This window comes from Dechloromonas hankyongensis (assembly GCF_022012295.1).
GTDB classification, from domain to species: domain Bacteria; phylum Pseudomonadota; class Gammaproteobacteria; order Burkholderiales; family Rhodocyclaceae; genus Azonexus; species Azonexus hankyongensis.
In genome coordinates, this window is the sequence record NZ_JAKLTN010000001.1 from 346,272 (window position 1) to 368,096 (window position 21,825).

Sequence of the window (21,825 nt, forward strand, 5' to 3'; positions counted from 1 at the left end):
TTTTCGGGTATATTCGCGCCCCATGATGAAGCCAGCCGTCGTACTCCTTTCCGGTGGTCTCGATTCCGCCACCTGCCTCGCCATCGCCCGCAGCCAGGGCTTCGATGCCTATTGCCTGTCCTTCGACTACGGCCAGCGCCACAACGCCGAGCTGAAGGCGGCCGAACGCGTGGTCCAGGCGCTGGGCGCCCGCGAACACCGCGTGCTGAGCCTGGGCCTCGCCCAGTTCGGCGGTTCGGCCCTGACCGATACCTCGATCGCCGTGCCCACCGAAGGCGTGCAGCCGGGCATCCCGGTCACCTACGTGCCGGCCCGCAACACCATCATGCTGTCGCTGGCCCTGGCCTGGGCCGAAGTGCTGGGCAGCATGGACATTTTCGTCGGGGTCAATGCCGTCGATTACTCCGGCTACCCGGACTGCCGCCCCGAATACATCGCCGCCTTCGAAAAAATGGCCAACCTTGCCACCAAGTTCGGTGTCGAGGGCCACAAGCTGACCATCCACGCCCCGCTGATCGACTTGTCCAAGGCCGACATCATCCGCACCGGTACGGCGCTCGGCGTCGATTACGGCCTCACCGTGTCGTGCTACCAGGCCGACAGCGAGGGCCGTGCCTGCGGCGCCTGCGATTCCTGCCGCCTGCGCGCCGAGGGCTTTGCCGCCGCCGGCGTGGCCGACCCCACCCTGTACCGCGCCTGAGCATGGCGAGCGTGTCGGCCAACACCGTGCTGTGGCTGGCCTTCGCCGTCGCCTTCGTGTTCGGCGCCATCGGCCGCAAGACCTGTTTCTGCACCATGGGCGCGGTGTCCGACATCGTCAACATGGGCGACTGGGGCCGCATGCGCATGTGGCTGCTGGCCATCGGCATCGCCATTCTGGGCGCCGGCTCCTTGCATGCAACCGGCCAGATCGACCTTGCCAAGTCCATCTACCGCACGCCTAACTTCACCTGGCTGTCCTACCTGGTCGGCGGTTTCTGTTTCGGCATCGGCATGGTGCTGGCGTCGGGCTGTGGCTCGAAAACGCTGATCCGCATCGGCGGTGGCAGCCTCAAATCGGTGGTGGTCTTCCTGACCCTGGGCCTCGTCGCCTATATGACCCTGCGCGGCATCTTCGGCGTCTTCCGGGTCAATGTGTTGGAAAAGGCAGCCATCTTCCTGCCTGACGGCCAGGACATCCCGGCTTTGCTGACCGGTGCCGGCCTGGCCCCGCAGACCGCCTTCTGGCTGGCCGTGCTCGGCATCGGCGGCGGCCTGACTGCTTTCTGCCTGGCCAACCGCGAATTCTGGACTTTCGACCGCCTGCTCGGCGGCCTCGGCACCGGCCTGCTGGTGGTTGCCGCCTGGTATGTCAGCGGCCACATCGGTTACGTCGCCGAGCATCCGGAAACCCTGGAAGAAGCCTTCATCGCCACCAACAGCGGGCGCATGGAAGCGCTCTCCTTCGTCGCGCCGCTGGCCTATACGCTGGAATTGCTGATGCTGTGGTCGGACACCAGCCGCACGGTGAGTTTCGGCATCGCCACTGCGCTCGGCGTCGTGGCCGGCTCCTTCGTGTGGAGCATCGCGACCGGAAATTTCCGCTGGGAAGGCTTCGCCAGCGTCGAGGATACCGCCAGCCACTTGATCGGCGCCGCGCTGATGGGCTTCGGTGGCGTCGTCGCCATGGGCTGCACGGTCGGCCAGGGTATCTCCGGCTTCTCGACCCTGGCGTTGGGTTCCATCATCACCTTCGCAGCGATCGTCGCCGGGGCCGCGGCCATGCTCAAATTTCAGTACTGGCGGCTGCTGCGCCAAGCCTGAGCGACCGGGCGACAGTCGGTCGGCGGGCGTTCAGGCGCCCTCGTTTTCCTTCAGTTTCTCGAGGACCAGCGGAAAGGCGCCGGAGCCGATCAGGGCGATGGCCGAGACGATGAAGGCCAATCCGGCCATCGGATCGTCGAGAACCGGGTGAATGGCGGCACCGAAGCCGGCGAGGCTGATTGCGCCGGGAATGGCGCACAGGATGCCGAGCCCGGAGAGGATCAGGAAGGAAGCGGGGTAGTGGCGCATGGCGACAGTGTAGCGCGTCAAGCTTAAGCTGCTTTTTACGGGCACGTTTTTTGTTGCGCCCTGTCGAAATGCTCACCTGTGATGCATAACCGACAAAGGCCCAATGAACGCCCCCGAATCCCCGCTGCCGGAACTTCCTGTCTTCGACAACAGCTTTGCCGCCCTACCCGGCGCCTTCTACACCCGCCTGGCGCCGCACCCATTGCCTGAGCCCTATGTCGTTGCAGTCAGCAACGATGTCGCCGCCCTGCTCGGCCTGCCTGCGGAACTCTTGGACAGCCCGCAATTCGCCGAGATTTTTGTCGGCAACCGCCTGCTGCCGGGCAGCGATCCGCTGGCCGCCGTCTATTCCGGCCACCAGTTCGGGGTCTGGGCCGGGCAACTCGGCGATGGCCGGGCGCACCTGCTCGGCGGCCTGCGCAACGAACTCGGCCACTGGGAAATCCAGCTCAAGGGCGCCGGGCGCACCCCGTATTCGCGCGGCGCCGACGGGCGAGCGGTCTTGCGCTCGTCGATCCGCGAATTCCTGTGTTCCGAGGCGATGGCTGGCCTCGGCATTCCGACGACGCGGGCCCTGTGCGTGATCGGTGCCGATCATCCGGTCTATCGCGAGGAAGTCGAGACCGCCGCCGTGGTGACCCGCGTCGCCCAGGGCTTCGTCCGTTTCGGCTCCTTCGAGCACTGGTCGTCGCGCGACCGGGATGTCGAACTCCGCCAGCTGGCCGACTACGTCATCGACACCTTCCGCCCGGAATGCCGAACCGCGGCCAACCCGTACGACGCCCTGCTGCGCGACGTGTCCCGGCGTACCGGCGAACTGATCGCGCAGTGGATGGCGGTCGGCTTCATGCATGGCGTGATGAATACCGACAACATGTCCATCCTCGGCCTGACGCTCGACTACGGTCCCTTCGGTTTCATGGAAGCCTTCGACGCCGGCCACATCTGCAACCACTCCGACCATCGCGGCCGCTACACCTATCGCAACCAGCCACATGTCGCGCAATGGAACCTGTATTGCCTGGCCGACGCGCTGCACAGCCTAGTCGGCGGCGCCTTGCCGGCGCGCCAGGCGATCGATGAAACCTTCGGCGACGCCTTCGAGGCCAGCTTCGAGCGGCTGATGAGGGCCAAGCTCGGCCTGCGCGACGGGCAGCCGGACGACGAAACCTTCATCGGCGAAACCTTTGGCTTCCTGCAGCAGCACCGGCCCGATTTCACGCTGTTCTTCCGCACCCTGTCCGGCTTGTCGGGCACGGCGAATGCCAACGATGCCGCCCTGCGCGACATGTTTGTCGACCGCGCCGCCTGCGATGCCTGGCTGGAGAACTGGCGGGCACGCCTGGCCCGGACGCCGTGGGACGACGCCGAGCGGCAAGCCGCCATGCGCGCCGCCAACCCCAAGTACGTGCTGCGCAACTGGTTGGCCGAAGTCGCTATCCGCAAGGCGCGGAGCGGCGACTATACCGAGGTGCAGCGCCTGCTCGCCTGCCTGCGCCAGCCCTACGACGAACAGCCGGAATACGCCGCTTACGCCGCCCTGCCGCCGGACTGGGCGAACGGCCTGGAAGTCAGCTGTTCGAGCTGACCCGACCGTCGTCCGCCACCCGCTCGTGAACCGCATCCTGGCCGGTAGCTGGCGGGATGTGGACATGCTGCTCGCCTTCCTTCCGTTTCTCCGACCCCGGCCAGTCCAGCCCGCAGTCGCAAGGCAGGTTGCCGGCCAGATCGCAGGCGGTGCCGGCATCCAGATCGCACGGCAGGTCGCAGGCACAATCGCCGAAGCCGGCCTGCCTGCCCACGGCCAATCCGCGGCGTGAGTAGCGGCGATGGGCAATGCCGCAGTGACCGAGACGGACGCGGAGGGCGGCCAACCCGCGCCACAGACCGAGGCGCCGGATGGCGCGATAGCCGAGCTGGGAGCAGCTGGCCCGGCCAGTATGGTGGCGATAGGCGCAACAGTAGCCTTTGCGCGGCGAAAGGTGCCGCTGATAGAAGCGGATTGCGGCGAGGGCGAGTGCTTGCATGGCCTGACTTTCCGGGAAAAGCGGGCAAAGCGAACCCGGCAATTCGCCGATTGACCGAATTCCGGGCGAAAAAAAGCCGGCGGATGTTTGCCGCCGGCTTTCGATAGTTTGCGCTAGTGCGCTTACTGGACTTGCTGGATACCGGCCAGCACCCAGCCGCGGCTGTTGTCTGTCGGCTTGGTCATGTGCCAGATTTCGTCGAACGGGGCGGCCGCCGCATCCTTCTCCTCGCGAATCAGGCCGTTGAAGCGGACGCTGACGATGTAGCGATTGGTTTCCTCGGCGACGTCGAGCACTTCGGCGTTGAGCTGGACGACGTCGGTTTCCTGCTTGGCGTTGCCACGCTCGGCCATGCCCATCTTGATCTCGGCGAACATTTCCGGCGACGTGAATTCGCGGATGTCGTCCAGATTGCCGGCGTCGTTGGAAGCCTGCAGACGGATGAAATTGACCTTGGCGTTGCGGACAAAGCCTTCGACATCGAAACCGGCCGGGATGTTGGCAGCGGTCGAGGCGGCAGCGGAACCACCGGCCGGCGTGAAGTCTTGTTGGGCGTTGCCGCCATACGGCGCACCGGCCCCGGCGTACTGCATGCCGTTACCCTGCGCTGCCGCCTTCTTGCGCATGAAGAAACCGATCACGCCGATGACGACCATGGCGAGCAGAGCCATCATCATGAAATTGGCCAGTTCGGCGCCGAAGCCGAAGTGCGAAGCCAGCGCGGCGAGGCCGATACCGGCGGCCAGGCCGGCGAGCGGGCCCATCCACGAACGCTTGGGCTGCGCAGCGGGCTGACCGGCAGCCGCCGGAGCGGGCGCCGCCTGTTGTTGCGGCGTCTGGGCCGGGGTGGCCTGACGCGTCGTGTTGCTCGGCGCTACCGACTGGCGCTGCATGCCCGACGAGGTGCCGCCGCCCAGGCGCTTGGCCTCGGCATCGTTGATATGCAGGGTAAGACCGAGCACCAGCGCCGCGGCCATCATCATGAAGTTTTTCATCCTTTGTCTCCTATCTGTGGGAATCGACCGGCGTAGTGTAACCGCAGTCCACGATCAAAATTAACAGGCATATCAGTTGTTATTCTTCGGTATTTTCGAAGAATCAGCCGAGCAAGCCGGCGACGGCAAGCGGATTGGACGGGAAGTAAAAGTGGACATAGGAAGCGGTCAGCCGGTTCCGCCGGAAGATCGCCTCGCCGTCGCGCCCATCGGCCGTTTGTGCCCGGGCCAACGGTTGCAGCGGCGACTCGCTTTTCGAGTAATGAAAGGTGTGGCCGAACAGCCGGCCCTCGGGCAGGTCGACGAACTGCGTACCGAGCGCTGCCAGGCGCTGCTGCATGACCGAGCGGCCGGGCAGCAGGCCGCCGAAGCGATGGGCGGTACCGGCCTTGTCCACCACCTCGTCGAACAGGCTCATCATGCCGCCGCACTCGGCGAGCAGCGGCTTGCCGGCATCAACGTGGGCGTGCAACTGCTGCCACAGCGCACGGTTGTCGCCGATCACCGCGGCATGCAGTTCCGGATAGCCGCCCGGCAGCCATACCGCATCGCACGCCGGCAGCGCATCGCCGGCGACCGGCGAGAAGAAGGCGAGGTCGGCGCCGAGACGGCGCAGGGCGTCGACATTGGCCGGGTAGATGAAGCCGTAGGCGGCATCGTGGGCGATGGCCACCGTTTTGCCAGCGAGCAGCGGCGCCACGGACGGCGCGTCAGCGGCGGGGAAATCGACCGCCGCCGGCAGATCGACGCTGGCGCTGGCGGCCAGCGCATCGGCCAGCTTGTCGAGGCGTGCGCCGAGATCGTCGATTTCCGCCGCCTGCAGCAAACCGAGGTGGCGCTCAGGCAGGCTGTCGTCGCTTTTGGGCAGGGCGCCGAACCAACCCATGCCGGCCGGCAGGCTGTCCTTCAGCATGTCGGCGTGGCGCGGGCTGCCGACCCGGTTGGCCAACACACCAGCGAAGGGCAGGCCGGGCCGGTAGCTGGCTAGACCATGGGCGACGGCGCCAAAGGTCTGCGCCATCTTGCCGGCATCGATCAGGGCCATGACCGGAATGGCGAAACGCTCGGCGATGTCGGCCGCCGACGGCTGGCCGTCGAACAGGCCCATGACGCCTTCGATCAGGATCAGGTCGGAATCAGCCGATGCCTGCGCCAGCCGCCAGCGGGCGTCGGCCTCGCCACACATGCCGAGGTCGAGGTTCTGGCAGGGGCGCCCCGAGGCGAAGGCGTGGATTTGCGGATCGAGAAAATCCGGGCCGCATTTGAAGACGGTGACCCGGCGGCCCTGGCGGGCATGCAGGCGGGCCAAAGCTGCGGTAATGGTTGTCTTGCCCTGGCCAGAGGCCGGGGCAGCAATGAGTAAAGCGGGGCAGTGGGGCATGGCGGTCACGACTTGTTGCGGCCAAAGCAGGGCTACTTCGCTTCGGTCTTTGTGGATAAGGCATGCACTTTCAGGGCGGAACGCTATCAGACCTGAAGAACACCCGGCTATGCGGGCCGTCAGGATAGCAGTATTGCCCGGCGGCGACGTGCGGTGGGGTGGCGCCAGGCTGTTCACGGCATGCCAGAGACAGCGCAAACCTGTGATTTTTCAGCGACCTGACGTAAAATCCGCGGTCCGCTACTGCGCTGCAACAAAGCCACTTCCATGCTCTATCCCACCCGTTTCGATGTCATCGTCGTCGGCGGCGGTCACGCCGGCACCGAGGCTGCGCTTGCCGCAGCGCGGGCGGGTGCAAACACGCTGTTGCTGACACACAACCTCGACACCCTGGGGGCGATGAGCTGCAACCCATCGATCGGCGGCATCGGCAAGGGCCATCTGGTGCGCGAGGTCGATGCGCTGGGCGGCGCCATGGCGGCGGCGACCGACGAATCGGGCATCCAGTTCCGCATCCTCAACGCCTCGAAAGGCCCGGCCGTTCGCGCCACCCGCGCCCAGGCCGACCGCGTGCTGTACAAGCAGGCCATCCGCATGCGGCTGGAAAACCAGCCCAAGCTGACCATTTTCGCCCAGGCCTGCGACGACCTGATCGTCGAAGGCGACAAGGTCTGCGGCGCGGTGACCCAGCTCGGCATCCGCTTCATGGCCGACGCCGTGGTGCTGACCGCTGGCACCTTCCTGAACGGCAAGATCCACGTCGGGCTGGAAAACTACACCGGTGGCCGCATGGGCGATCCACCCTCGGTATCGCTGGCCGCCCGCCTGAAGGAACTGAACCTGCCGCAGGGCCGCCTGAAAACCGGCACGCCGCCGCGCTTGGACGGCAAGACCATCGATTTCTCAGTCATGGAAGAGCAGCACTCGGACGACCCGCTGCCGGTGTTCTCCTTCCTCGGCAACGCCGCCCAGCACCCGAAGCAGCTGCCGTGCTGGATCACCGAAACCAACGAGCGCACGCACGACATCATCCGCAGCGGGCTGGACCGTTCGCCGATGTACACCGGCGTCATCGAAGGCGTCGGTCCGCGCTACTGCCCGTCGATCGAAGACAAGATCCACCGTTTCGCCAACAAGAACCAGCACAACGTCTTCCTCGAACCGGAAGGCCTGACCACGCATGAGATTTACCCGAACGGCGTGTCCACCAGCCTGCCCTTCGACATCCAGCTGGCGCTGGTGCGCTCCATCCGCGGCATGGAAAACGTGCACATCCTGCGCCCCGGCTACGCCATCGAATACGACTTCTACGACCCCCGTGGCCTGAAGGACACGCTGGAGACCAAGGCCATCCACGGCCTGTTCTTCGCCGGCCAGATCAACGGCACCACCGGTTACGAGGAAGCCGCCGCCCAGGGTCTGCTCGCCGGCATCAACGCCGTGCGCTACGTGCGCGGCGAGGGCGGCTGGTGCCCGAAGCGCAACGAGGCCTACCTCGGCGTGCTGGTCGACGACCTGATCACGCGCGGCGTCGCCGATCCCTACCGGATGTTCACCAGCCGCGCCGAATACCGCCTCTCCCTGCGCGAAGACAACGCCGACCTGCGTCTGACCGAACAGGGCCGCCAACTTGGCCTAGTCGACGATGCCCACTGGGATGCCTTCTGCCGCAAGCGCGACGCCATCGCCGGCGAACAGGAACGCCTGAAATCGACCTGGGTCAATCCCAAGATCACCCCGGCCGAAGACTGCATCCGCGTGCTGGGCAAGGCCATCGAGCACGAATACAACCTGTTCGAACTGCTCCGCCGCCCGGAAGTGTCGTACGCCCAGTTGCTCACCCTGCCCGGCGCCGGCGAGGCGCAAAACGATCCGCTGGTCGTCGAGCAACTGGAAATCTCCGCCAAGTACCAGGGCTACATCGACCGCCAGGCTGAGGAAGTCGCCAAGTCGGCCAGCTACGAGAACACCGTGCTGCCGGCCGATCTCGACTACGGCAGCGTCGCCGGCCTGTCCAACGAGGTCAAGCAGAAACTGACCCAGCACAAGCCGCAGACCATAGGCCAGGCGTCGCGCATCCAGGGCATCACGCCGGCCGCCATTTCGCTGCTGCTGATCCACCTGAAGCGCTACAACCTGTGGTCTGCCGCATGAGCCAGGACGCCCTCGCCGCCGGCCTCGCCGACCTCGGAATCGAGTTGCCCGCCGCGGCGCAGCACAAGCTGCTCGCCTTCCGCGACCTGCTGCTCAAGTGGAACAAGACCTACAACCTGACCGCCCTGCGCGATCCGGCCCAGGCCGTCTCGCACCACCTGCTCGACTCGCTGGCCATCCTGCCGCACGTCGGTGATGGCCCGCTGCTCGACGTCGGCAGCGGCGGCGGCCTGCCCGGCATTCCGCTGGCTATCGCCAAGCCCGAACTGTCCGTCAGCATGGTCGATACCGTGCAGAAAAAAGCCACCTTCCTGCAGCAGGCGGCCATCGAGCTGGGCCTGAAAAACGTCACGGCCCATCATGCCCGCGTCGAGGAAATGAGCGGCCAGTACGCCCAGATCAGCTCGCGCGCCTTCGCCGAAATCGGCTTGTTCGTCAGCCTGACCCGCCATCTGCTGGCGCCCGGCGGCCGCTGGCTGGCCATGAAGGGCATTCGACCGGACGAAGAAATCGCTGCCCTGCCGGCCGACGTCAGCGTGGAATCCGTCATTCCGCTGCACGTTCCCTGCCTCGACGCCGAAAGACATCTCATCATCCTGAAAGCGGGCTCATGAAAGTACTCGCCATTACCAACCAGAAAGGCGGTGTCGGCAAGACCACGACAGCCGTCAATCTCGCCGCCTCGCTGGGTGCCGAAGGCAAGCGCGTCCTGCTCATCGACATGGACCCGCAGGGCAACGCCACGACCGGCGCCGGGATCACCAAGAAGGAAGCGCTGCCCACCGTCTACCAGTTGCTGATCGGTGCCGCGACGCTGGTCGAAGTCTGCATCAACACCGATTTCGCCTTCGACGTGCTGCCCGCCAACCGCGAACTGGCCGGCGCCGAGGTCGAGCTGATCGAACTGGACAAGCGCGAATATCGCCTCAAGCAGGCCCTGCAGCAGAATCACGCCGAGTACGACTTCGTCCTCATCGACTGTCCGCCGGCACTCAACATGCTCACCGTCAATGCGCTGGTCGCCGCCGATTCGGTGTTGATCCCGATGCAGTGCGAGTACTACGCGCTTGAAGGCCTGTCCGACTTGGTCGAGACCTTGCGCAAGGTGCGCCATCACCTCAATTCGCGCCTCGAAATCGAGGGCCTGCTGCGCACCATGTACAACGGCCAGAGCACGCTGACCCAGCAGGTCTCGAACGAACTGGAAAGCCACTTCGGCGACAAGGTCTACCAGACCATCGTGCCGCGCAATGTCCGCCTGGCCGAAGCCCCGTCCTACGGCAAGCCCGTAATCGCCTTCGACAAGAACTCGAGGGGCGCCCAGGCCTACAGCGCCCTCGCCAAGGAAATTCTCGAAAGGAGCGCCGCATGATCAAGATGAAAGGACTCGGCCGCGGCCTCGACGCCCTGCTCGCCGGCAGCGACGCCAAGGCCGACGACGAACTGCGCAACCTGCCGGTCGAACGCCTGAAGCCCGGCAAGTACCAGCCGCGCACCCACATGGATCAGGAATCCCTGGCCGAGCTCGCTGCCTCGATCAAGGCCCAGGGCGTCATGCAACCCATCCTCGTCCGTGCCGTCAGCGGCACGCCGGGCGCCGAGCGCTACGAAATCGTCGCCGGCGAACGTCGCTGGCGCGCCGCACAGCTGGCCGGCCTCGCCGAAGTGCCGGTCCTCGTGCGCAGCATTCCGGACGAGCAGGCGTTGGCCATGGCGCTGATCGAGAATATCCAGCGCGAGAACCTCAATCCGCTCGAGGAAGCCCAAGGCCTGCAGCGCCTGATCGACGAATTCGGCCTGACCCACCAGCAGGCCGCCGATGCCGTCGGCCGCTCGCGCCCCGCTGCCAGCAACCTGCTGCGCCTGTTGCAGCTGAGCGCCCCGGTCCAGGAACTGTTGATGACAGGCAAGCTGGACATGGGCCACGCCCGCGCCCTGCTGCCGCTCAACGGCGCCCAGCAGGTCGCCATCGCCCAGCGCATCGTTCAGCATGGCCTGTCGGTACGCGAGGCCGAGCGCCTCGTCCAGCAGATCACCAACCCGCCGAAAAAACCGGCGGCCAAGCCGGTCGACCGCGATCTGCTGCGCCTGCAGGAAGAACTCGCCGACGGCCTCGGGGCCAATGTCCTGATCAGCACCAACAAGAAGGGGGCCGGCAAGGTGACCATCGAATTCGGCAGCCTGGAACAGCTCGACGGCCTGATTTCCCGGTTCACCGTTTAATTGATTCCACTAATCACAACCACCTGTCTTTACGGGAAAACCCTTAATTTGTGCGCCGCAGAAATTGACTCTTATGTAAGACTTGGTTACACTCTCGGGGTTTTTGATCGAGGTATTCCTTGCACCCGCAGGTAAGCTGGATTCTCAGTCGCCAGGCGGCATTGACCATCATTCTCGCCCTCGCGGCATGGCTGATGTTTAGTGAAATTGCAGGTATCTCGGTTCTGATCGGGGGATCAATCGGCATCATCGCAAACCTTGGCTACGTACTGAGAGCCATGCGGATGAATGTCGGTCTTGACCCGGTAAAGGCTTACCGGGCGCAGACAGCGGGCGAGGGGTTCAAGTTTCTACTCACGCTCATTGGCTTCGCTCTTGTGTTTTTGAAGTTCAAGGAAGTGTCGGTATTTCCGCTCTTCCTTGGTTACGCATCAACATTGGTCATCTTCTGGATGGCACTCTTGAAGCAACGCTAGGTCTGGAGAAATCATGAGCGCTGAAGGCGGTACCGCAGGTTACATACAACACCACCTCACCAACCTCGTCGTCTGCGCTGACAGCGCCAAGGTTGACGGTGTGTGCAAGGGCTTCTGGTCCTTCCATCTGGACACCCTTCTGGTGTCCGGGGTTCTCGGTCTGGTCGTCTTCGGCCTGATGGCCATGCTGGCCAGCAAGGCCAGCGCCGGCATCCCGTCCAAGGGTCAGAATTTCGTCGAAATGGTCGTCGGCCTCGTCGACCAGCAGGTGCGCGACACCTTCCACGGCCGCAGCGCCCTGGTTACCCCGCTGGCCATCACCATCTTCGTCTGGGTGTTCGTGATGAACGCCATGGACTTGATCCCGGTCGATTTCCTGCCCTTCGTCGCCCAAAAGGTTACCGGCAACGAGCACCTGCCGTTCAAGTTCGTGCCGACCACCGACCCCAACCTGACCTTCGGCATGTCGATCAGCGTCTTCTTCATCTCCCTGTTCATGGGTCTGAAGGTCAAGGGTCTCGGCCATTTCATGCACGAAGTGTTCACCGTCCCGTTCGGCGCCAAGCTCGCCCCGGTCAACTTCCTGTTCCGCGTCGTCGAAGAAATCGCCCGTCCGATTTCGCTGTCTCTGCGTCTGTTCGGCAACATGTATGCCGGCGAAATGGTGTTCATCCTGATCGCTCTGCTGGGTCTGTATCAGTTGCCGCTGGCTTTGCCCTGGGAACTGTTCCACATCCTGATCATTACCCTGCAAGCCTTCGTGTTCATGATGCTGACCATCGTGTACATGTCGATGGCCGCAGAGTCGCACTAAGTAGTTTTTGTTTTTCCGTAGTTTTTAACTTTAACCCTGCAATAAACCTACCCTACTGAGGAGTAAACATGGAACTCGCAACCGTTCTCTCCAACACCGCTATCGCTGTGGCCATCCTGATCGGCGCCGGCGCTCTCGGCACCGCTATCGGCTTCGGTATCCTCGGCGGCCGCTTCCTGGAAGGCGCTGCCCGTCAGCCGGAAATGATCCCCACCCTGCAAGTCAAGATGTTCATCGTCGCCGGTCTGCTCGACGCCGTGACCATGATCGGTGTTGGTATCGCTCTGTTCCTGCTCTTCGCCAATCCGTTCCTGGCCCTGCTGCACTAATAATCTCGCCTGAAACTCTCATAACCAGGAGGTTGGCGTGAACATTAACGCTACACTGATTGGCCAGGCAATCTGGTTTGCCCTCTTCATCTGGATCACGATGAAGTACGTCTGGCCGCCGCTGCAAAAAGCAATGGCGGACCGTCAGGCACAGATCGCTGAAGGCCTGGCTGCAGCCGAACGTGGTAAGCACGAGCAAGAACTCGCTGCCAAGCGTTCCGCTGATGCGCTGCGTGAAGCCAAGGAGAAATCCGCGGAATTCGTGGCTCAAGCCGAAAAGCGTGCGCAACAGATCGTCGAAGAAGCCAAGGGCAATGCCAAGGTTGAGGCTGACAAAATCGTCGCCGGCGCCAAGGCAGAAATCGAACAGGAAGTCGAACGTGCCAAGCAGCAATTGCGTGAGCGCGTCGCCGAACTGGCGGTTGCCGGTGCCGAGAAGATCCTGCGCAAGGAAATCAATGCGTCCGCACATGCAGAAATGCTGGGCGCCCTGAAACAGGACCTGTAAGCAATGGCTGAATCCGTCACTATCGCCCGTCCTTACGCCGAAGCGCTGTTCCGCGCAGCCAAGGAAAGCGGCAATCTGGCCAAGTGGTCCGAGCAGGTCGCCCTGCTGGGACAGGTGGCTGCCAATCCCGAAGCCCGTGCGGCCGTCGGCGATCCGAACGTGGCAGCCCCGCAACTGGTCGACCTTTTCCGGTCTGCCTGTGGTACGGCGGTAGGTACGGAGCTGGCGAACTTCATCCAGCTGCTGTCCAACAACGACCGTCTGGGGCTGTTGCCGGAAATCGCCGGCTTGTACGAAAGCTACAAGCAGGCTGAGGAAGGCACCAAGCAGGCCGAAATCGTTTCGGCCTTCCCGATCGATGATAACCAGGTGAAAGCCCTGGTACCGCAACTCGAAGCCGTCTTCAAGACCAAGCTCGAAGCCGCAGTGTCGGTTGACCCGACCCTGATCGGCGGTATCAAGGTGATCGTTGGCGACCAGATGCTGGATGCTTCAGTCCGCGGCAAGCTTGACGCCATGGCTACGGCGCTGAACAACTAGGAGAATTTCATGCAGTTGAATCCTTCCGAAATTTCTGAACTGATCAAGAGCAAGATCCAGAACCTGCAAGGCGCATCGGAAGTGCGCACGCAGGGCACGGTGGTGTCCGTCACCGACGGTATCTGCCGTGTGCACGGCCTGCAAGACGTTATGCAGGGCGAAATGCTGGAATTCCCCGGCAACACCTTCGGTATGGCGCTCAACCTCGAGCGTGACTCCGTCGGCGCCGTTGTTCTTGGTGAATACGAGCACATTTCCGAAGGCGACGTGGTCAAGACCACCGGTCGCATTCTGGAAGTCCCCGTCGGCCCGGAACTGCTGGGTCGCGTGGTCAACTCCCTCGGCCAGCCGATCGACGGCAAGGGCCCGATCAATGCCAAGCTGACCGACAAGATCGAAAAGGTCGCGCCGGGCGTTATTTGGCGTCAGTCCGTTTCCCAACCGGTGCAAACCGGTCTGAAGTGTGTGGACTCCATGGTTCCGGTCGGTCGTGGCCAGCGCGAGCTGATCATTGGCGACCGCCAGACCGGCAAGACCGCCGTCGCCGTCGACGCCATCATCAACCAGAAGGGCAAAGGCCTGTTCTGCGTTTATGTCGCTATCGGCCAGAAGGCTTCCACCATCGCCAACGTCGTTCGCAAGCTCGAAGAGCATGGCGCGATGGAATACACCATCGTCGTCGCCGCTCCGGCTTCGGAATCCGCCGCTCTGCAGTACCTGGCTCCTTACGCCGGCTGCACGATGGGCGAATACTTCCGCGACACCGGTGAAGACGCCCTGATCATTTACGACGACTTGACCAAGCAAGCTTGGGGCTACCGTCAGGTTTCCCTGCTGCTTCGCCGTCCGCCGGGCCGTGAAGCCTACCCGGGCGACGTGTTCTATCTCCACTCCCGTCTGCTGGAGCGCGCCGCTCGCGTCTCCGCCGCCTGGGTCGAGAAGCTCAGCAATGGCGCCATCAAGGGCAAGACCGGTTCGCTGACCGCCCTGCCGGTTATCGAAACCCAAGCCGGTGACGTTTCGGCCTTCGTTCCGACCAACGTGATCTCCATCACCGACGGCCAGATCTTCCTGGAAACCGACCTCTTCAACGCCGGTATCCGTCCCGCGATCAACGCCGGTATCTCGGTGTCCCGCGTCGGTGGCGCTGCCCAGACCAAGCTGATCAAGAAGCTCGGCGGCGGTGTCCGTCTGGCCCTCGCCCAGTACCGCGAACTTGCCGCTTTCGCCCAGTTCGCTTCCGACCTCGACGAAGCGACCCGCAAGCAGCTGGAACGTGGCCGTCTGGTTACCGAGCTGATGAAGCAGCCGCAGTACTCGCCGATGAGCATCTCCGAAATGGCCGTCACGCTCTACGCAGCTGACAAGGGCTACTTCGACGATGTCGAAGTCAAGCGTGCTCTGGAATGCGAAAAGGCCATGATCGGTTACCTGAAGACCAACTGTGCCGACCTCATGAAGACCATGGAGTCGACCGCTGATCTGAGCGCCGATTCCGAGAAGGCACTTGCTGCCGGCATCCAGGCTTTCAAGAGCAGCTGGGTCTGATCTAGGAGAACGCCATGCCTAGCGGCAAGGAAATTCGCAACAAGATCAAGAGCGTCGAAAATACGCGCAAGATCACCAAGGCCATGGAAATGGTGGCCGCATCCAAAATGCGCAAGGCGCAGGACCGGATGCGGGCTGCCCGTCCCTATGGCGAGAAGATCCGGCGCGTTGCAGGCAACCTGTCTCATGCTCTGACCGAATACCGTCACCCGTTCCTGGTGAACCGCGAACAGACCTCCGTTGGTCTGATCCTGGTCACCTCGGACAAGGGTCTGTGCGGCGGTCTGAACTCCAACCTTCTGCGTGTCGCCGTGGCGAAGATGAAGGAATTCGAGTCTCAGGGCAAGAAACTGCAGGCCACCTGCATCGGCAACAAGGGCTTCGGCTTCATGCAGCGCACCGGCGCCAAGATCGTCTCGCACGTGACCGGCCTGGGCGACACGCCCCATCTGGAAAAGCTGATCGGACCGGTCAAGGTACAGCTCGACGCCTACATGAAGGGCGAGATTGACGCGCTGTACATTGGCTACACCCGCTTCATCAACACGATGAAGCAGGAGCCGGTGTTCGAACAACTGCTCCCGCTGGCCGGCGATTCCGTCGGCAGTGCCCAGCACAAGTGGGACTATGTGTACGAACCGGAAGCCAAGTCGGTCATCGACGATCTGCTGATCCGCTATGTCGAAGCATTGATTTATCAAGCCGTCGCAGAAAACATGGCCTCCGAGCAGTCCGCCCGGATGGTTGCCATGAAGTCTGCTTCGGACAACGCCAAGACCGTAATCGGCGATTTGAAGCTGGTTTACAACAAGGCCCGTCAGGCTGCGATTACCAAGGAACTCTCGGAAATCGTCAGCGGCGCTGCCGCGGTGTGACGCGTAGATTTTTATTTTTGGGGATTTGAATATGAGTCAAGGTTCAATCGTTCAGTGTATCGGCGCCGTTGTGGACATCCACTTCCCGCGCGACGCGATGCCGAAGGTCTACGACGCCCTCAAGCTGGATGCTTCCGAAGCAAACGGCATGGCAGAAGACGGCCTGACCTTCGAAGTGCAACAACAACTGGGTGATGGCGTCGTTCGTACCATCGCCATGGGCTCCTCCGACGGTCTGCGTCGTGGCATGAAGGTGAACAACACCGGCGCCGGCATCTCCGTGCCGGTCGGTATGGGCACCCTGGGCCGCATCATGGACGTGCTCGGTCGCCCGATCGACGAAGCTGGTCCGATCGATTCCAACGAGCTGCGCGTGATTCACCAGCCGGCTCCGAAGTTCGACGAACTGTCTTCCTCCGTCGACCTGCTGGAAACCGGCATCAAGGTTATCGACCTGATCTGCCCGTTCGCCAAGGGCGGCAAGGTCGGTCTGTTCGGTGGCGCCGGCGTCGGCAAGACCGTCAACATGATGGAACTGATCAACAACATCGCGAAGCAGCACTCCGGTCTGTCCGTGTTTGCCGGCGTGGGCGAGCGCACCCGTGAAGGTAACGACTTCTACCACGAAATGAAGGACTCCAACGTTCTCGACAAGGTTGCGATGGTGTTCGGTCAGATGAACGAGCCGCCGGGCAACCGTCTGCGCGTCGCCCTGACCGGCCTGACCATGGCCGAGCGTTTCCGTGACGACGGTCGTGACATCCTGTTCTTCGTCGACAACATCTACCGTTACACCCTGGCCGGTACCGAAGTGTCCGCACTGCTGGGCCGTATGCCGTCCGCCGTGGGCTACCAGCCGACGCTGGCCGAAGAAATGGGCCGTCTGCAAGAGCGTATCACCTCGACGAAGGTTGGCTCGATCACCTCGATCCAGGCCGTTTATGTGCCTGCCGACGACTTGACCGACCCGTCTCCCGCCACCACCTTCCTGCACTTGGACTCCACGGTCGTGCTGTCGCGTGACATCGCCTCGCTGGGTATCTACCCGGCCGTCGATCCGCTCGACTCCACCTCCCGCCAGCTCGACCCGCAGATCGTCGGTGAAGAGCACTACTCCGTTGCCCGTGCCGTGCAGATGAACCTGCAGCGCTACAAGGAACTGCGTGACATCATCGCGATTCTGGGTATGGACGAACTGTCTCCGGAAGACAAGCTGGCCGTGTCCCGCGCTCGTAAGATCCAGCGTTTCCTCTCGCAACCGTTCCACGTTGCTGAAGTCTTCACCGGCTCGCCGGGCAAGTTCGTTTCCCTCAAGGACACGATCAAGGGCTTCAAGGGCATTTGCGCCGGCGAATTCGATCACCTGCCGGAACAAGCGTTCTACATGGTCGGCGGTATCGAGGAAGTCATCGAAAAGGCCAAGACGCTGCAATAAGCAACGTCCGCATAGGAGCTGGTAATGCCTATTACTGTTCATTGTGATGTCGTCAGTGCCGAAGAATCGATCTTCTCCGGCCTGGTGGAAATCGCAGTGTTCCCCGGGGAATCCGGGGAACTCGGCATCCTGCCGCGTCACACGCCGCTGCTGACCCGCATCAAGCCGGGCACCATTCGTCTGAAGGTGCCTGACCAGAGCGAGTTCGAGCTGGTGTATGTGTCCGGCGGCATGCTCGAGGTTCAGCCCGACATGATTACCGTGTTGGCTGACACCGCGATCCGCGCCCACGACCTCGACGAAGCCAAGGCACTCGAAGCCAAGAAGCGTGCCGAGGAGGCTCTGGCCAACCGGAACGCCGAAATGGACTACGCGGCGGCCGAAGCCGAGCTGGCGCAAGCCGTCGCTCAGTTGCAAGCAATTCAGCGTCTGCGCAAGCACACGCACTGATCCGGAAACAACGGACAAAAAAGGCAGCCTCGGCTGCCTTTTTCATTTTGTGCTGCGGAAAAACCGGGTTACAGCTTCGCCAGGCGTTTTTCCAGGCTGGCCACGTCGTCGCGCAGACGACCGACTGCCTCGCCAAAACTACCCAGTTCGCGGGGCGAGGGAAGTATTCCGGATTCTTCAACCACGTATTCCTGAATATTCGCCGCCGTATTGCGCAAACTGTTACTTAGGGCACTGGCTAGCGACTGGCCGATCCTGACCAGCCGGTGGGCGGCGATATCGCCGATCACGCCGGCGAGGTCGGCCTCGGCATCCCAGCGCAGATTGCGGAAGACAAAGGCCAGGCTTTCCGCCACATCGACCGAACCGTCCAGCTTGACGGTGGCAAACAGCTTGCTGCGATCGAAGAGGGCACGGACGGCAAAGTCCGGCGGCAAGCTCAACGTCACGTCCGGGCTGCGCTCACCGGCAGCCAGCTGAAACAAGCCGTGCTGATCGATGCCGAGGCCAAGGCTGAACAGGCCGGCATCGACCCGTACGTGCGCCCCGGAATGCTTGAGAAGACGTTCATGGGCCCAACTCTCGCTGCGGACAAGATGATTGAGACCGCGTACACCGACCTGCTTGATGGCGTCCATCGCGTCCGGAAACCCTAGAACTTGTAACCGCGATGCAGGGCGACCACGCCGAGGGCCAGGTTGAAGTATTCGACCTTTTCCAGACCGGCTTGCTCCATCATCGATTTCAGCTCTTCCTGACCGGGATGGACGCGGATCGACTCGGACAGATAGCGGTAGCTGTCAGCGTCGTTGGTGACCAGCTTGCCGACACGCGGGATGACCTGGAAAGAATAGAAGTCGTAGAGCGGGGCCAGCGGCTTCCAGATCTGGGAGAATTCCAGCACCAGCAAACGGCCACCCGGGCGCAGCACGCGGCGCATTTCGGCCAGCGCTGCATCCTTGTGCGTCATGTTGCGCAGACCGAAGGCCACTGTAACGCAATCGAACCAGTTGTCGGGGAAGGGCAGCTTTTCGGCATCGCATTGCGCCACCGGCAGCATGTAGCCCTTGTCGAGCAGGCGATCGCGGCCATGGGCCAGCATGGCGTTGTTGATGTCCGTCAGCCACACCTGGCCGCTCTTGCCGACCTTCTTGGCGAAGGCCAGGGACAGGTCGCCGGTACCGCCGGCCACGTCGAGCACCCGTGAGCCTTCGCGGACGCCGCTGCGCTGGATGGTGAACGCCTTCCACAACCGGTGCATGCCGCCCGACATCAGGTCGTTCATCAGATCGTAGCGGCTGGCGACGGAATCGAATACGTCGGCGACGCGCCGGGCTTTTTCCTGCTCGGCAACGGTTTCGTAGCCGAAATGTGTCTTTTCGTTGGTCATGGCATCAATGGTGGTGGCCGCAGCTGCCACCGGCAGCCGGACGTGAGGTGGTGTCGATATCGCGGGACAGGCCCTGTTTCTCGAGCTGCGCCAGGTATTCCTGCCACAGTTCGTCGTGGTGCTTGCCCAGGTTGTAGAGCAGGTCCCACGAATACAGACCGCTGTCGTGGCCGTCGGAAAAGACCAGACGCAGGGCGTAGGTGCCGACCGGCTCGATGCGTTCGATGTCGACGTTGCGTTTGCCGGTCTGCAGGGTCTCCTGGCCGGGGCCGTGGCCGCGGGCCTCGGCTGAAGGGGTGTAGACGCGCAGGTATTCGAAGTCGAGGGAATACGCCTCGCCTCCGTCGTAGATCAGTTCCAGGCGCCGGGATTTTTGGTGCAGCTTGATTTCGCTCGGTATCGGCGTATCGCGGTCTATACCCGCCATGGTGTCCTCCGGGAATAAGAGCGATAGTTTAGCGCACTCCCCCGATCGCAGCGCGAAGACAGGTCAAACTAGCTGATAACTGACGCGATCGAAATCGGCTCCACGCTGCAGGACATGGTTCATACGCAGCTGACCGGGAGGCTCGCCGTCGATGAAGAAATCGAGCAGGCGACTGGCGTGATACATCCCGGACGGCAGCACTACCGATGCTTCCTCACCGATGGAGGGCACGGCCGGCAGCAGGAAACCTGCACCGTAACGCTCGGCGCTACAGGCCACGGACGTGGCGATACGCACGCCGATGCCGATCGGCATGCCGGGCAGCGTCGCCACCCCGACGACCAGCCCGCCGGACTCCTCCTGCATCAGCCAGGTCGCCTGGACGAGCAGGAAGTGCTGCCCGTCATGCGGACGGACAGCCATCAGCTGGCTGTGCAATATCCGCTGTCCGGCGCAACTGCGCGCCAGCCGGAAGCCGTTGGCCGAATGATTGATCACCGTCCATTCGTCGACCGGAAAACTGACCAGCGGTCTGATGTTCAGCGCATGGCCCGGTTCGACCTGATCGCGGAAAGTGAACAATTCTTCGAACTCGCCGCGCGAATAAGCGGCGGCCGAATCCGGCTGGCTGAGTTCGCGGCCGGTGACGCAGAAGTGCATGGCATCGAAACCGATGGCCACATGGGCGATGCCTTCCGTAGTAAAGCGGCGGAAACGCCGCGGCGAGGCGGCCTGACTCCACGGTCGCGACAGGTGTTCGAGCAAAGCGACGACATGGGTCGTGGTTTCTTCGCCCAGCCCCAGTTGCGATGGGGTGATGCGTTGCCGCAACTGGCCGAGCATGTGACTGATCTGCAGGGCCAGGCGCGAAGTATCGAGGCGGCGGGCGTCCTCGCCTGGCTCCTCGGCGCAGGCCGACGGATGCAAGGGCACGTCCTTCATCAGCTCGACGATGTAGGGCGGCATTTCCAGATCGTTGTTCAGCTTGTGGATGGACAGGAGCGGTGCCCACATGCCGGCCCAGCGCCGGATCAGATTCAGGTTGCGCACGCTGTTGCTATACGGGCTGGCGATTTCGACCAGCAGCAGGGTGGTGTAGGCCGCTGCACAATGCGTCGCCTGCAGGCTGCTTTCCAGCACATCCTCGACCGGCGTATAGGCGACGCCCCACTCTTCGGCGCTCTCGTAGAAACCGTGCATGTCCAGCCAGATTCCCGGCGGCAGTTCGCGCCGAGCGCGGTAATGTTCGAGGATGACCATCCCGCAGTAATAGAGGCAACGGTGCAGGACGGTCGCCACCATTGTCCGGTACTGGGGATTCTCGGCATCCGGCTGTTGCAGGCGGGCACACAGGGAGTAAGCCTTGCCCATCTTGCGCCAGGCGGCAACGACTTGCTGGAAGTGGTCTTCTTCCTCGTTGACCAGCGGTAAGGCCCGGTTGTGATAACGGCGGGCCATTTCCTCCTCGGCGTAGCAGAGCGGGGCGCGCGCCTGCTCGAGCAGGGCGAGCAGTACCGCCGGGTCCGGCGGCGCGGCGAGCAGGCTGTCGAGAAAATGCATCAGCTGCCGCTCGGCCAATACCGGATTGGTCAGCGGAAGCTGGGCCAGATAGTCCGTCCCGCTGCGCAAATCAGCAATCACCAGAGGCAGGTCGGTAACGGCGGCATTCATGGCTATCCTCCCAGATCGGCCAGGGCGTGGCGCAAAGCTTGCGCCAGCTCCGTATCGCTCACCAACGGACGCTGTCCGTCACCTTCGCGGCGAACGCTACCCCACACCGGCTCGGGAAAATGCCGGTCATCCTGCCAGCGCGGAATGACGTGCCAATGGACATGCGGGACGACATTGCCGAAGCTGGCCAGATTGATCTTGTCGGGGGAAAATAGTCGGCGAACCACGCTCTCGACCGCGAACACGACCTGCATCAGGTAATTTCTCGAAGCGGAGTCGAGGTCGGTCATTTCGCGCACATGAGCGGTCCAGATCACGCGGCAGAAACCAGGATAATGCGGATCGGCAACCCGAATGACGCGGCAGCGGGCCGATTGCCAGAGTATCGCTCCACCCGATTGGGTACACAGTTCGCAGGTTTGACTGCCGTTTTCCACGCTATCACGCTCCGGTAAGCAAAAAGGGCCTACACGGAGTGTAATACCATGGGCCGCCGCCGCAAACGAAAGAACTATTTCACGGTCGGCGGC

25 protein-coding genes are annotated in these 21,825 nt (G+C 63.0%); 16 read left to right on the forward strand and 9 right to left on the reverse strand.

The features are described 5' to 3' along the window. Window positions 1–22: 22 nt before the first annotated feature. Both queC and LZ012_RS01705 read left to right on the forward strand, forming a co-directional pair. Window positions 23–700, forward strand: coding sequence for a 7-cyano-7-deazaguanine synthase QueC (gene queC / locus LZ012_RS01700; protein ID WP_275706888.1), 678 nt, complete (start codon window positions 23–25; stop codon window positions 698–700). A 2-nt stretch (window positions 701–702) separates the two neighbouring features. Beyond that, window positions 703–1,803, forward strand: a complete 1,101-nt coding sequence (locus LZ012_RS01705; protein WP_275706890.1) for a YeeE/YedE family protein — start codon at window positions 703–705, stop codon at window positions 1,801–1,803. Between the two features lie 30 nt (window positions 1,804–1,833). On the opposite strand, the gene LZ012_RS01710 is transcribed toward LZ012_RS01705, so the two are convergent. Then, entirely contained in the window at window positions 1,834–2,073 is a 240-nt protein-coding gene (locus tag LZ012_RS01710; protein WP_420839457.1) for a hypothetical protein, read from the reverse strand. Between the two features lie 82 nt (window positions 2,074–2,155). Here LZ012_RS01710 and LZ012_RS01715 point away from each other — a divergent pair, with 82 nt between their 5' ends. Continuing rightward, window positions 2,156–3,640, forward strand: coding sequence for a protein adenylyltransferase SelO (locus LZ012_RS01715; protein ID WP_275706892.1), 1,485 nt, complete (start codon window positions 2,156–2,158; stop codon window positions 3,638–3,640). Here LZ012_RS01715 and yidD read toward each other — a convergent pair. The 3 genes from yidD to LZ012_RS01730 form a co-directional block, all read right to left on the reverse strand. Next, window positions 3,624–4,079, reverse strand: a complete 456-nt coding sequence (gene yidD, locus LZ012_RS01720; protein ID WP_275706894.1) for a membrane protein insertion efficiency factor YidD — start codon at window positions 4,077–4,079, stop codon at window positions 3,624–3,626. The two genes, LZ012_RS01715 and yidD, sit on opposite strands and share 17 nt — an antisense overlap. Window positions 4,080–4,201: 122 nt before the next feature. Further along, a complete protein-coding gene (locus tag LZ012_RS01725; protein ID WP_275706897.1) occupies window positions 4,202–5,074 on the reverse strand; it encodes a Tim44 domain-containing protein in 873 nt (290 codons plus the stop codon). 103 nt (window positions 5,075–5,177) lie between these two features. Then, on the reverse strand, window positions 5,178–6,455 hold the full coding sequence (locus tag LZ012_RS01730) for a cobyrinic acid a,c-diamide synthase CobB (RefSeq protein ID WP_275706898.1): 1,278 nt from the start codon (window positions 6,453–6,455) through the stop codon (window positions 5,178–5,180). A 267-nt stretch (window positions 6,456–6,722) separates the two neighbouring features. Here LZ012_RS01730 and mnmG point away from each other — a divergent pair, with 267 nt between their 5' ends. The 13 genes from mnmG to LZ012_RS01795 all read left to right on the forward strand — a co-directional run bounded on the left by mnmG (window position 6,723) and on the right by LZ012_RS01795 (window position 17,807). Then, a complete protein-coding gene (gene mnmG, locus LZ012_RS01735; protein ID WP_275706900.1) occupies window positions 6,723–8,609 on the forward strand; it encodes a tRNA uridine-5-carboxymethylaminomethyl(34) synthesis enzyme MnmG in 1,887 nt (628 codons plus the stop codon). Next, window positions 8,606–9,223 carry a 16S rRNA (guanine(527)-N(7))-methyltransferase RsmG gene (rsmG, locus tag LZ012_RS01740; protein ID WP_275706902.1) on the forward strand — a complete coding sequence of 206 codons (618 nt, stop codon included), beginning with the start codon at window positions 8,606–8,608 and terminating at the stop codon, window positions 9,221–9,223. The genes mnmG and rsmG overlap by 4 nt, the downstream gene beginning before the upstream one ends. After that, entirely contained in the window at window positions 9,220–9,981 is a 762-nt protein-coding gene (locus LZ012_RS01745) for a ParA family protein (protein WP_275706904.1), read from the forward strand. Before rsmG ends, LZ012_RS01745 begins: the two co-directional genes overlap by 4 nt. Continuing rightward, window positions 9,978–10,832: a ParB/RepB/Spo0J family partition protein gene (locus LZ012_RS01750; protein WP_275706906.1), complete on the forward strand. Its 855-nt coding sequence runs from the start codon at window positions 9,978–9,980 to the stop codon at window positions 10,830–10,832. Before LZ012_RS01745 ends, LZ012_RS01750 begins: the two co-directional genes overlap by 4 nt. Before the next feature lie 119 nt (window positions 10,833–10,951). Continuing rightward, a complete protein-coding gene (locus LZ012_RS01755) occupies window positions 10,952–11,308 on the forward strand; it encodes an ATP synthase subunit I (RefSeq protein WP_275706908.1) in 357 nt (118 codons plus the stop codon). Between the two features lie 13 nt (window positions 11,309–11,321). Further along, window positions 11,322–12,122: a F0F1 ATP synthase subunit A gene (gene atpB, locus LZ012_RS01760; RefSeq protein WP_275706911.1), complete on the forward strand. Its 801-nt coding sequence runs from the start codon at window positions 11,322–11,324 to the stop codon at window positions 12,120–12,122. Window positions 12,123–12,190: 68 nt separating this feature from the next. Continuing rightward, the gene (gene atpE, locus LZ012_RS01765; RefSeq protein ID WP_011289829.1) at window positions 12,191–12,451 is read left to right on the forward strand and encodes a F0F1 ATP synthase subunit C; all 261 of its coding nucleotides are present in this window, start codon (window positions 12,191–12,193) and stop codon (window positions 12,449–12,451) included. Window positions 12,452–12,488: 37 nt separating this feature from the next. Beyond that, entirely contained in the window at window positions 12,489–12,959 is a 471-nt protein-coding gene (locus tag LZ012_RS01770) for a F0F1 ATP synthase subunit B (RefSeq protein ID WP_275706913.1), read from the forward strand. A gap of 3 nt (window positions 12,960–12,962) precedes the next feature. Continuing rightward, window positions 12,963–13,499: a F0F1 ATP synthase subunit delta gene (locus LZ012_RS01775; RefSeq protein ID WP_275706915.1), complete on the forward strand. Its 537-nt coding sequence runs from the start codon at window positions 12,963–12,965 to the stop codon at window positions 13,497–13,499. 9 nt (window positions 13,500–13,508) lie between these two features. Continuing rightward, entirely contained in the window at window positions 13,509–15,047 is a 1,539-nt protein-coding gene (gene atpA, locus LZ012_RS01780; protein WP_150428351.1) for a F0F1 ATP synthase subunit alpha, read from the forward strand. Between the two features lie 14 nt (window positions 15,048–15,061). Beyond that, entirely contained in the window at window positions 15,062–15,922 is an 861-nt protein-coding gene (gene atpG, locus LZ012_RS01785) for a F0F1 ATP synthase subunit gamma (protein WP_275706917.1), read from the forward strand. 31 nt (window positions 15,923–15,953) lie between these two features. Beyond that, window positions 15,954–17,357 carry a F0F1 ATP synthase subunit beta gene (atpD, locus tag LZ012_RS01790; RefSeq protein ID WP_275706919.1) on the forward strand — a complete coding sequence of 468 codons (1,404 nt, stop codon included), beginning with the start codon at window positions 15,954–15,956 and terminating at the stop codon, window positions 17,355–17,357. A gap of 24 nt (window positions 17,358–17,381) precedes the next feature. Then, on the forward strand, window positions 17,382–17,807 hold the full coding sequence (locus LZ012_RS01795) for a F0F1 ATP synthase subunit epsilon (RefSeq protein WP_275706921.1): 426 nt from the start codon (window positions 17,382–17,384) through the stop codon (window positions 17,805–17,807). 68 nt (window positions 17,808–17,875) lie between these two features. Here the strand turns inward: LZ012_RS01795 and LZ012_RS01800 are convergent, their stop codons facing one another. The 5 genes from LZ012_RS01800 to LZ012_RS01820 form a co-directional block, all read right to left on the reverse strand. Continuing rightward, entirely contained in the window at window positions 17,876–18,445 is a 570-nt protein-coding gene (locus tag LZ012_RS01800) for a ubiquinone biosynthesis accessory factor UbiJ (RefSeq protein WP_275706923.1), read from the reverse strand. Window positions 18,446–18,459: 14 nt separating this feature from the next. Then, window positions 18,460–19,197, reverse strand: a complete 738-nt coding sequence (ubiE, locus tag LZ012_RS01805) for a bifunctional demethylmenaquinone methyltransferase/2-methoxy-6-polyprenyl-1,4-benzoquinol methylase UbiE (RefSeq protein WP_338033127.1) — start codon at window positions 19,195–19,197, stop codon at window positions 18,460–18,462. A gap of 4 nt (window positions 19,198–19,201) precedes the next feature. After that, window positions 19,202–19,624, reverse strand: a complete 423-nt coding sequence (locus LZ012_RS01810; RefSeq protein WP_275706925.1) for a gamma-butyrobetaine hydroxylase family protein — start codon at window positions 19,622–19,624, stop codon at window positions 19,202–19,204. 63 nt (window positions 19,625–19,687) lie between these two features. Continuing rightward, window positions 19,688–21,295, reverse strand: a complete 1,608-nt coding sequence (locus LZ012_RS01815) for a hypothetical protein (RefSeq protein WP_275706927.1) — start codon at window positions 21,293–21,295, stop codon at window positions 19,688–19,690. 2 nt (window positions 21,296–21,297) lie between these two features. Next, window positions 21,298–21,732, reverse strand: coding sequence for an HIT family protein (locus tag LZ012_RS01820; RefSeq protein WP_275706930.1), 435 nt, complete (start codon window positions 21,730–21,732; stop codon window positions 21,298–21,300). Between the last annotated feature and the right edge of the window lie 93 nt (window positions 21,733–21,825).

Coding starts and splice junctions, on each gene's coding strand:
- queC (WP_275706888.1), top strand. CDS start 23: ATGATGAAGCCAGCCGTCGTACTCCTTTCCGGTGGTCTCGATTCCGCC.
- LZ012_RS01705 (WP_275706890.1), top strand. CDS start 703: ATGGCGAGCGTGTCGGCCAACACCGTGCTGTGGCTGGCCTTCGCCGTC.
- LZ012_RS01715 (WP_275706892.1), top strand. CDS start 2,156: ATGAACGCCCCCGAATCCCCGCTGCCGGAACTTCCTGTCTTCGACAAC.
- yidD (WP_275706894.1), bottom strand. CDS start 4,079: ATGCAAGCACTCGCCCTCGCCGCAATCCGCTTCTATCAGCGGCACCTT.
- LZ012_RS01725 (WP_275706897.1), bottom strand. CDS start 5,074: ATGAAAAACTTCATGATGATGGCCGCGGCGCTGGTGCTCGGTCTTACC.
- LZ012_RS01730 (WP_275706898.1), bottom strand. CDS start 6,455: ATGCCCCACTGCCCCGCTTTACTCATTGCTGCCCCGGCCTCTGGCCAG.
- mnmG (WP_275706900.1), top strand. CDS start 6,723: ATGCTCTATCCCACCCGTTTCGATGTCATCGTCGTCGGCGGCGGTCAC.
- rsmG (WP_275706902.1), top strand. CDS start 8,606: ATGAGCCAGGACGCCCTCGCCGCCGGCCTCGCCGACCTCGGAATCGAG.
- LZ012_RS01745 (WP_275706904.1), top strand. CDS start 9,220: ATGAAAGTACTCGCCATTACCAACCAGAAAGGCGGTGTCGGCAAGACC.
- LZ012_RS01750 (WP_275706906.1), top strand. CDS start 9,978: ATGATCAAGATGAAAGGACTCGGCCGCGGCCTCGACGCCCTGCTCGCC.
- atpB (WP_275706911.1), top strand. CDS start 11,322: ATGAGCGCTGAAGGCGGTACCGCAGGTTACATACAACACCACCTCACC.
- atpE (WP_011289829.1), top strand. CDS start 12,191: ATGGAACTCGCAACCGTTCTCTCCAACACCGCTATCGCTGTGGCCATC.
- LZ012_RS01775 (WP_275706915.1), top strand. CDS start 12,963: ATGGCTGAATCCGTCACTATCGCCCGTCCTTACGCCGAAGCGCTGTTC.
- atpA (WP_150428351.1), top strand. CDS start 13,509: ATGCAGTTGAATCCTTCCGAAATTTCTGAACTGATCAAGAGCAAGATC.
- atpG (WP_275706917.1), top strand. CDS start 15,062: ATGCCTAGCGGCAAGGAAATTCGCAACAAGATCAAGAGCGTCGAAAAT.
- atpD (WP_275706919.1), top strand. CDS start 15,954: ATGAGTCAAGGTTCAATCGTTCAGTGTATCGGCGCCGTTGTGGACATC.
- LZ012_RS01795 (WP_275706921.1), top strand. CDS start 17,382: ATGCCTATTACTGTTCATTGTGATGTCGTCAGTGCCGAAGAATCGATC.
- LZ012_RS01800 (WP_275706923.1), bottom strand. CDS start 18,445: ATGGACGCCATCAAGCAGGTCGGTGTACGCGGTCTCAATCATCTTGTC.
- ubiE (WP_338033127.1), bottom strand. CDS start 19,197: ATGACCAACGAAAAGACACATTTCGGCTACGAAACCGTTGCCGAGCAG.
- LZ012_RS01810 (WP_275706925.1), bottom strand. CDS start 19,624: ATGGCGGGTATAGACCGCGATACGCCGATACCGAGCGAAATCAAGCTG.
- LZ012_RS01815 (WP_275706927.1), bottom strand. CDS start 21,295: ATGAATGCCGCCGTTACCGACCTGCCTCTGGTGATTGCTGATTTGCGC.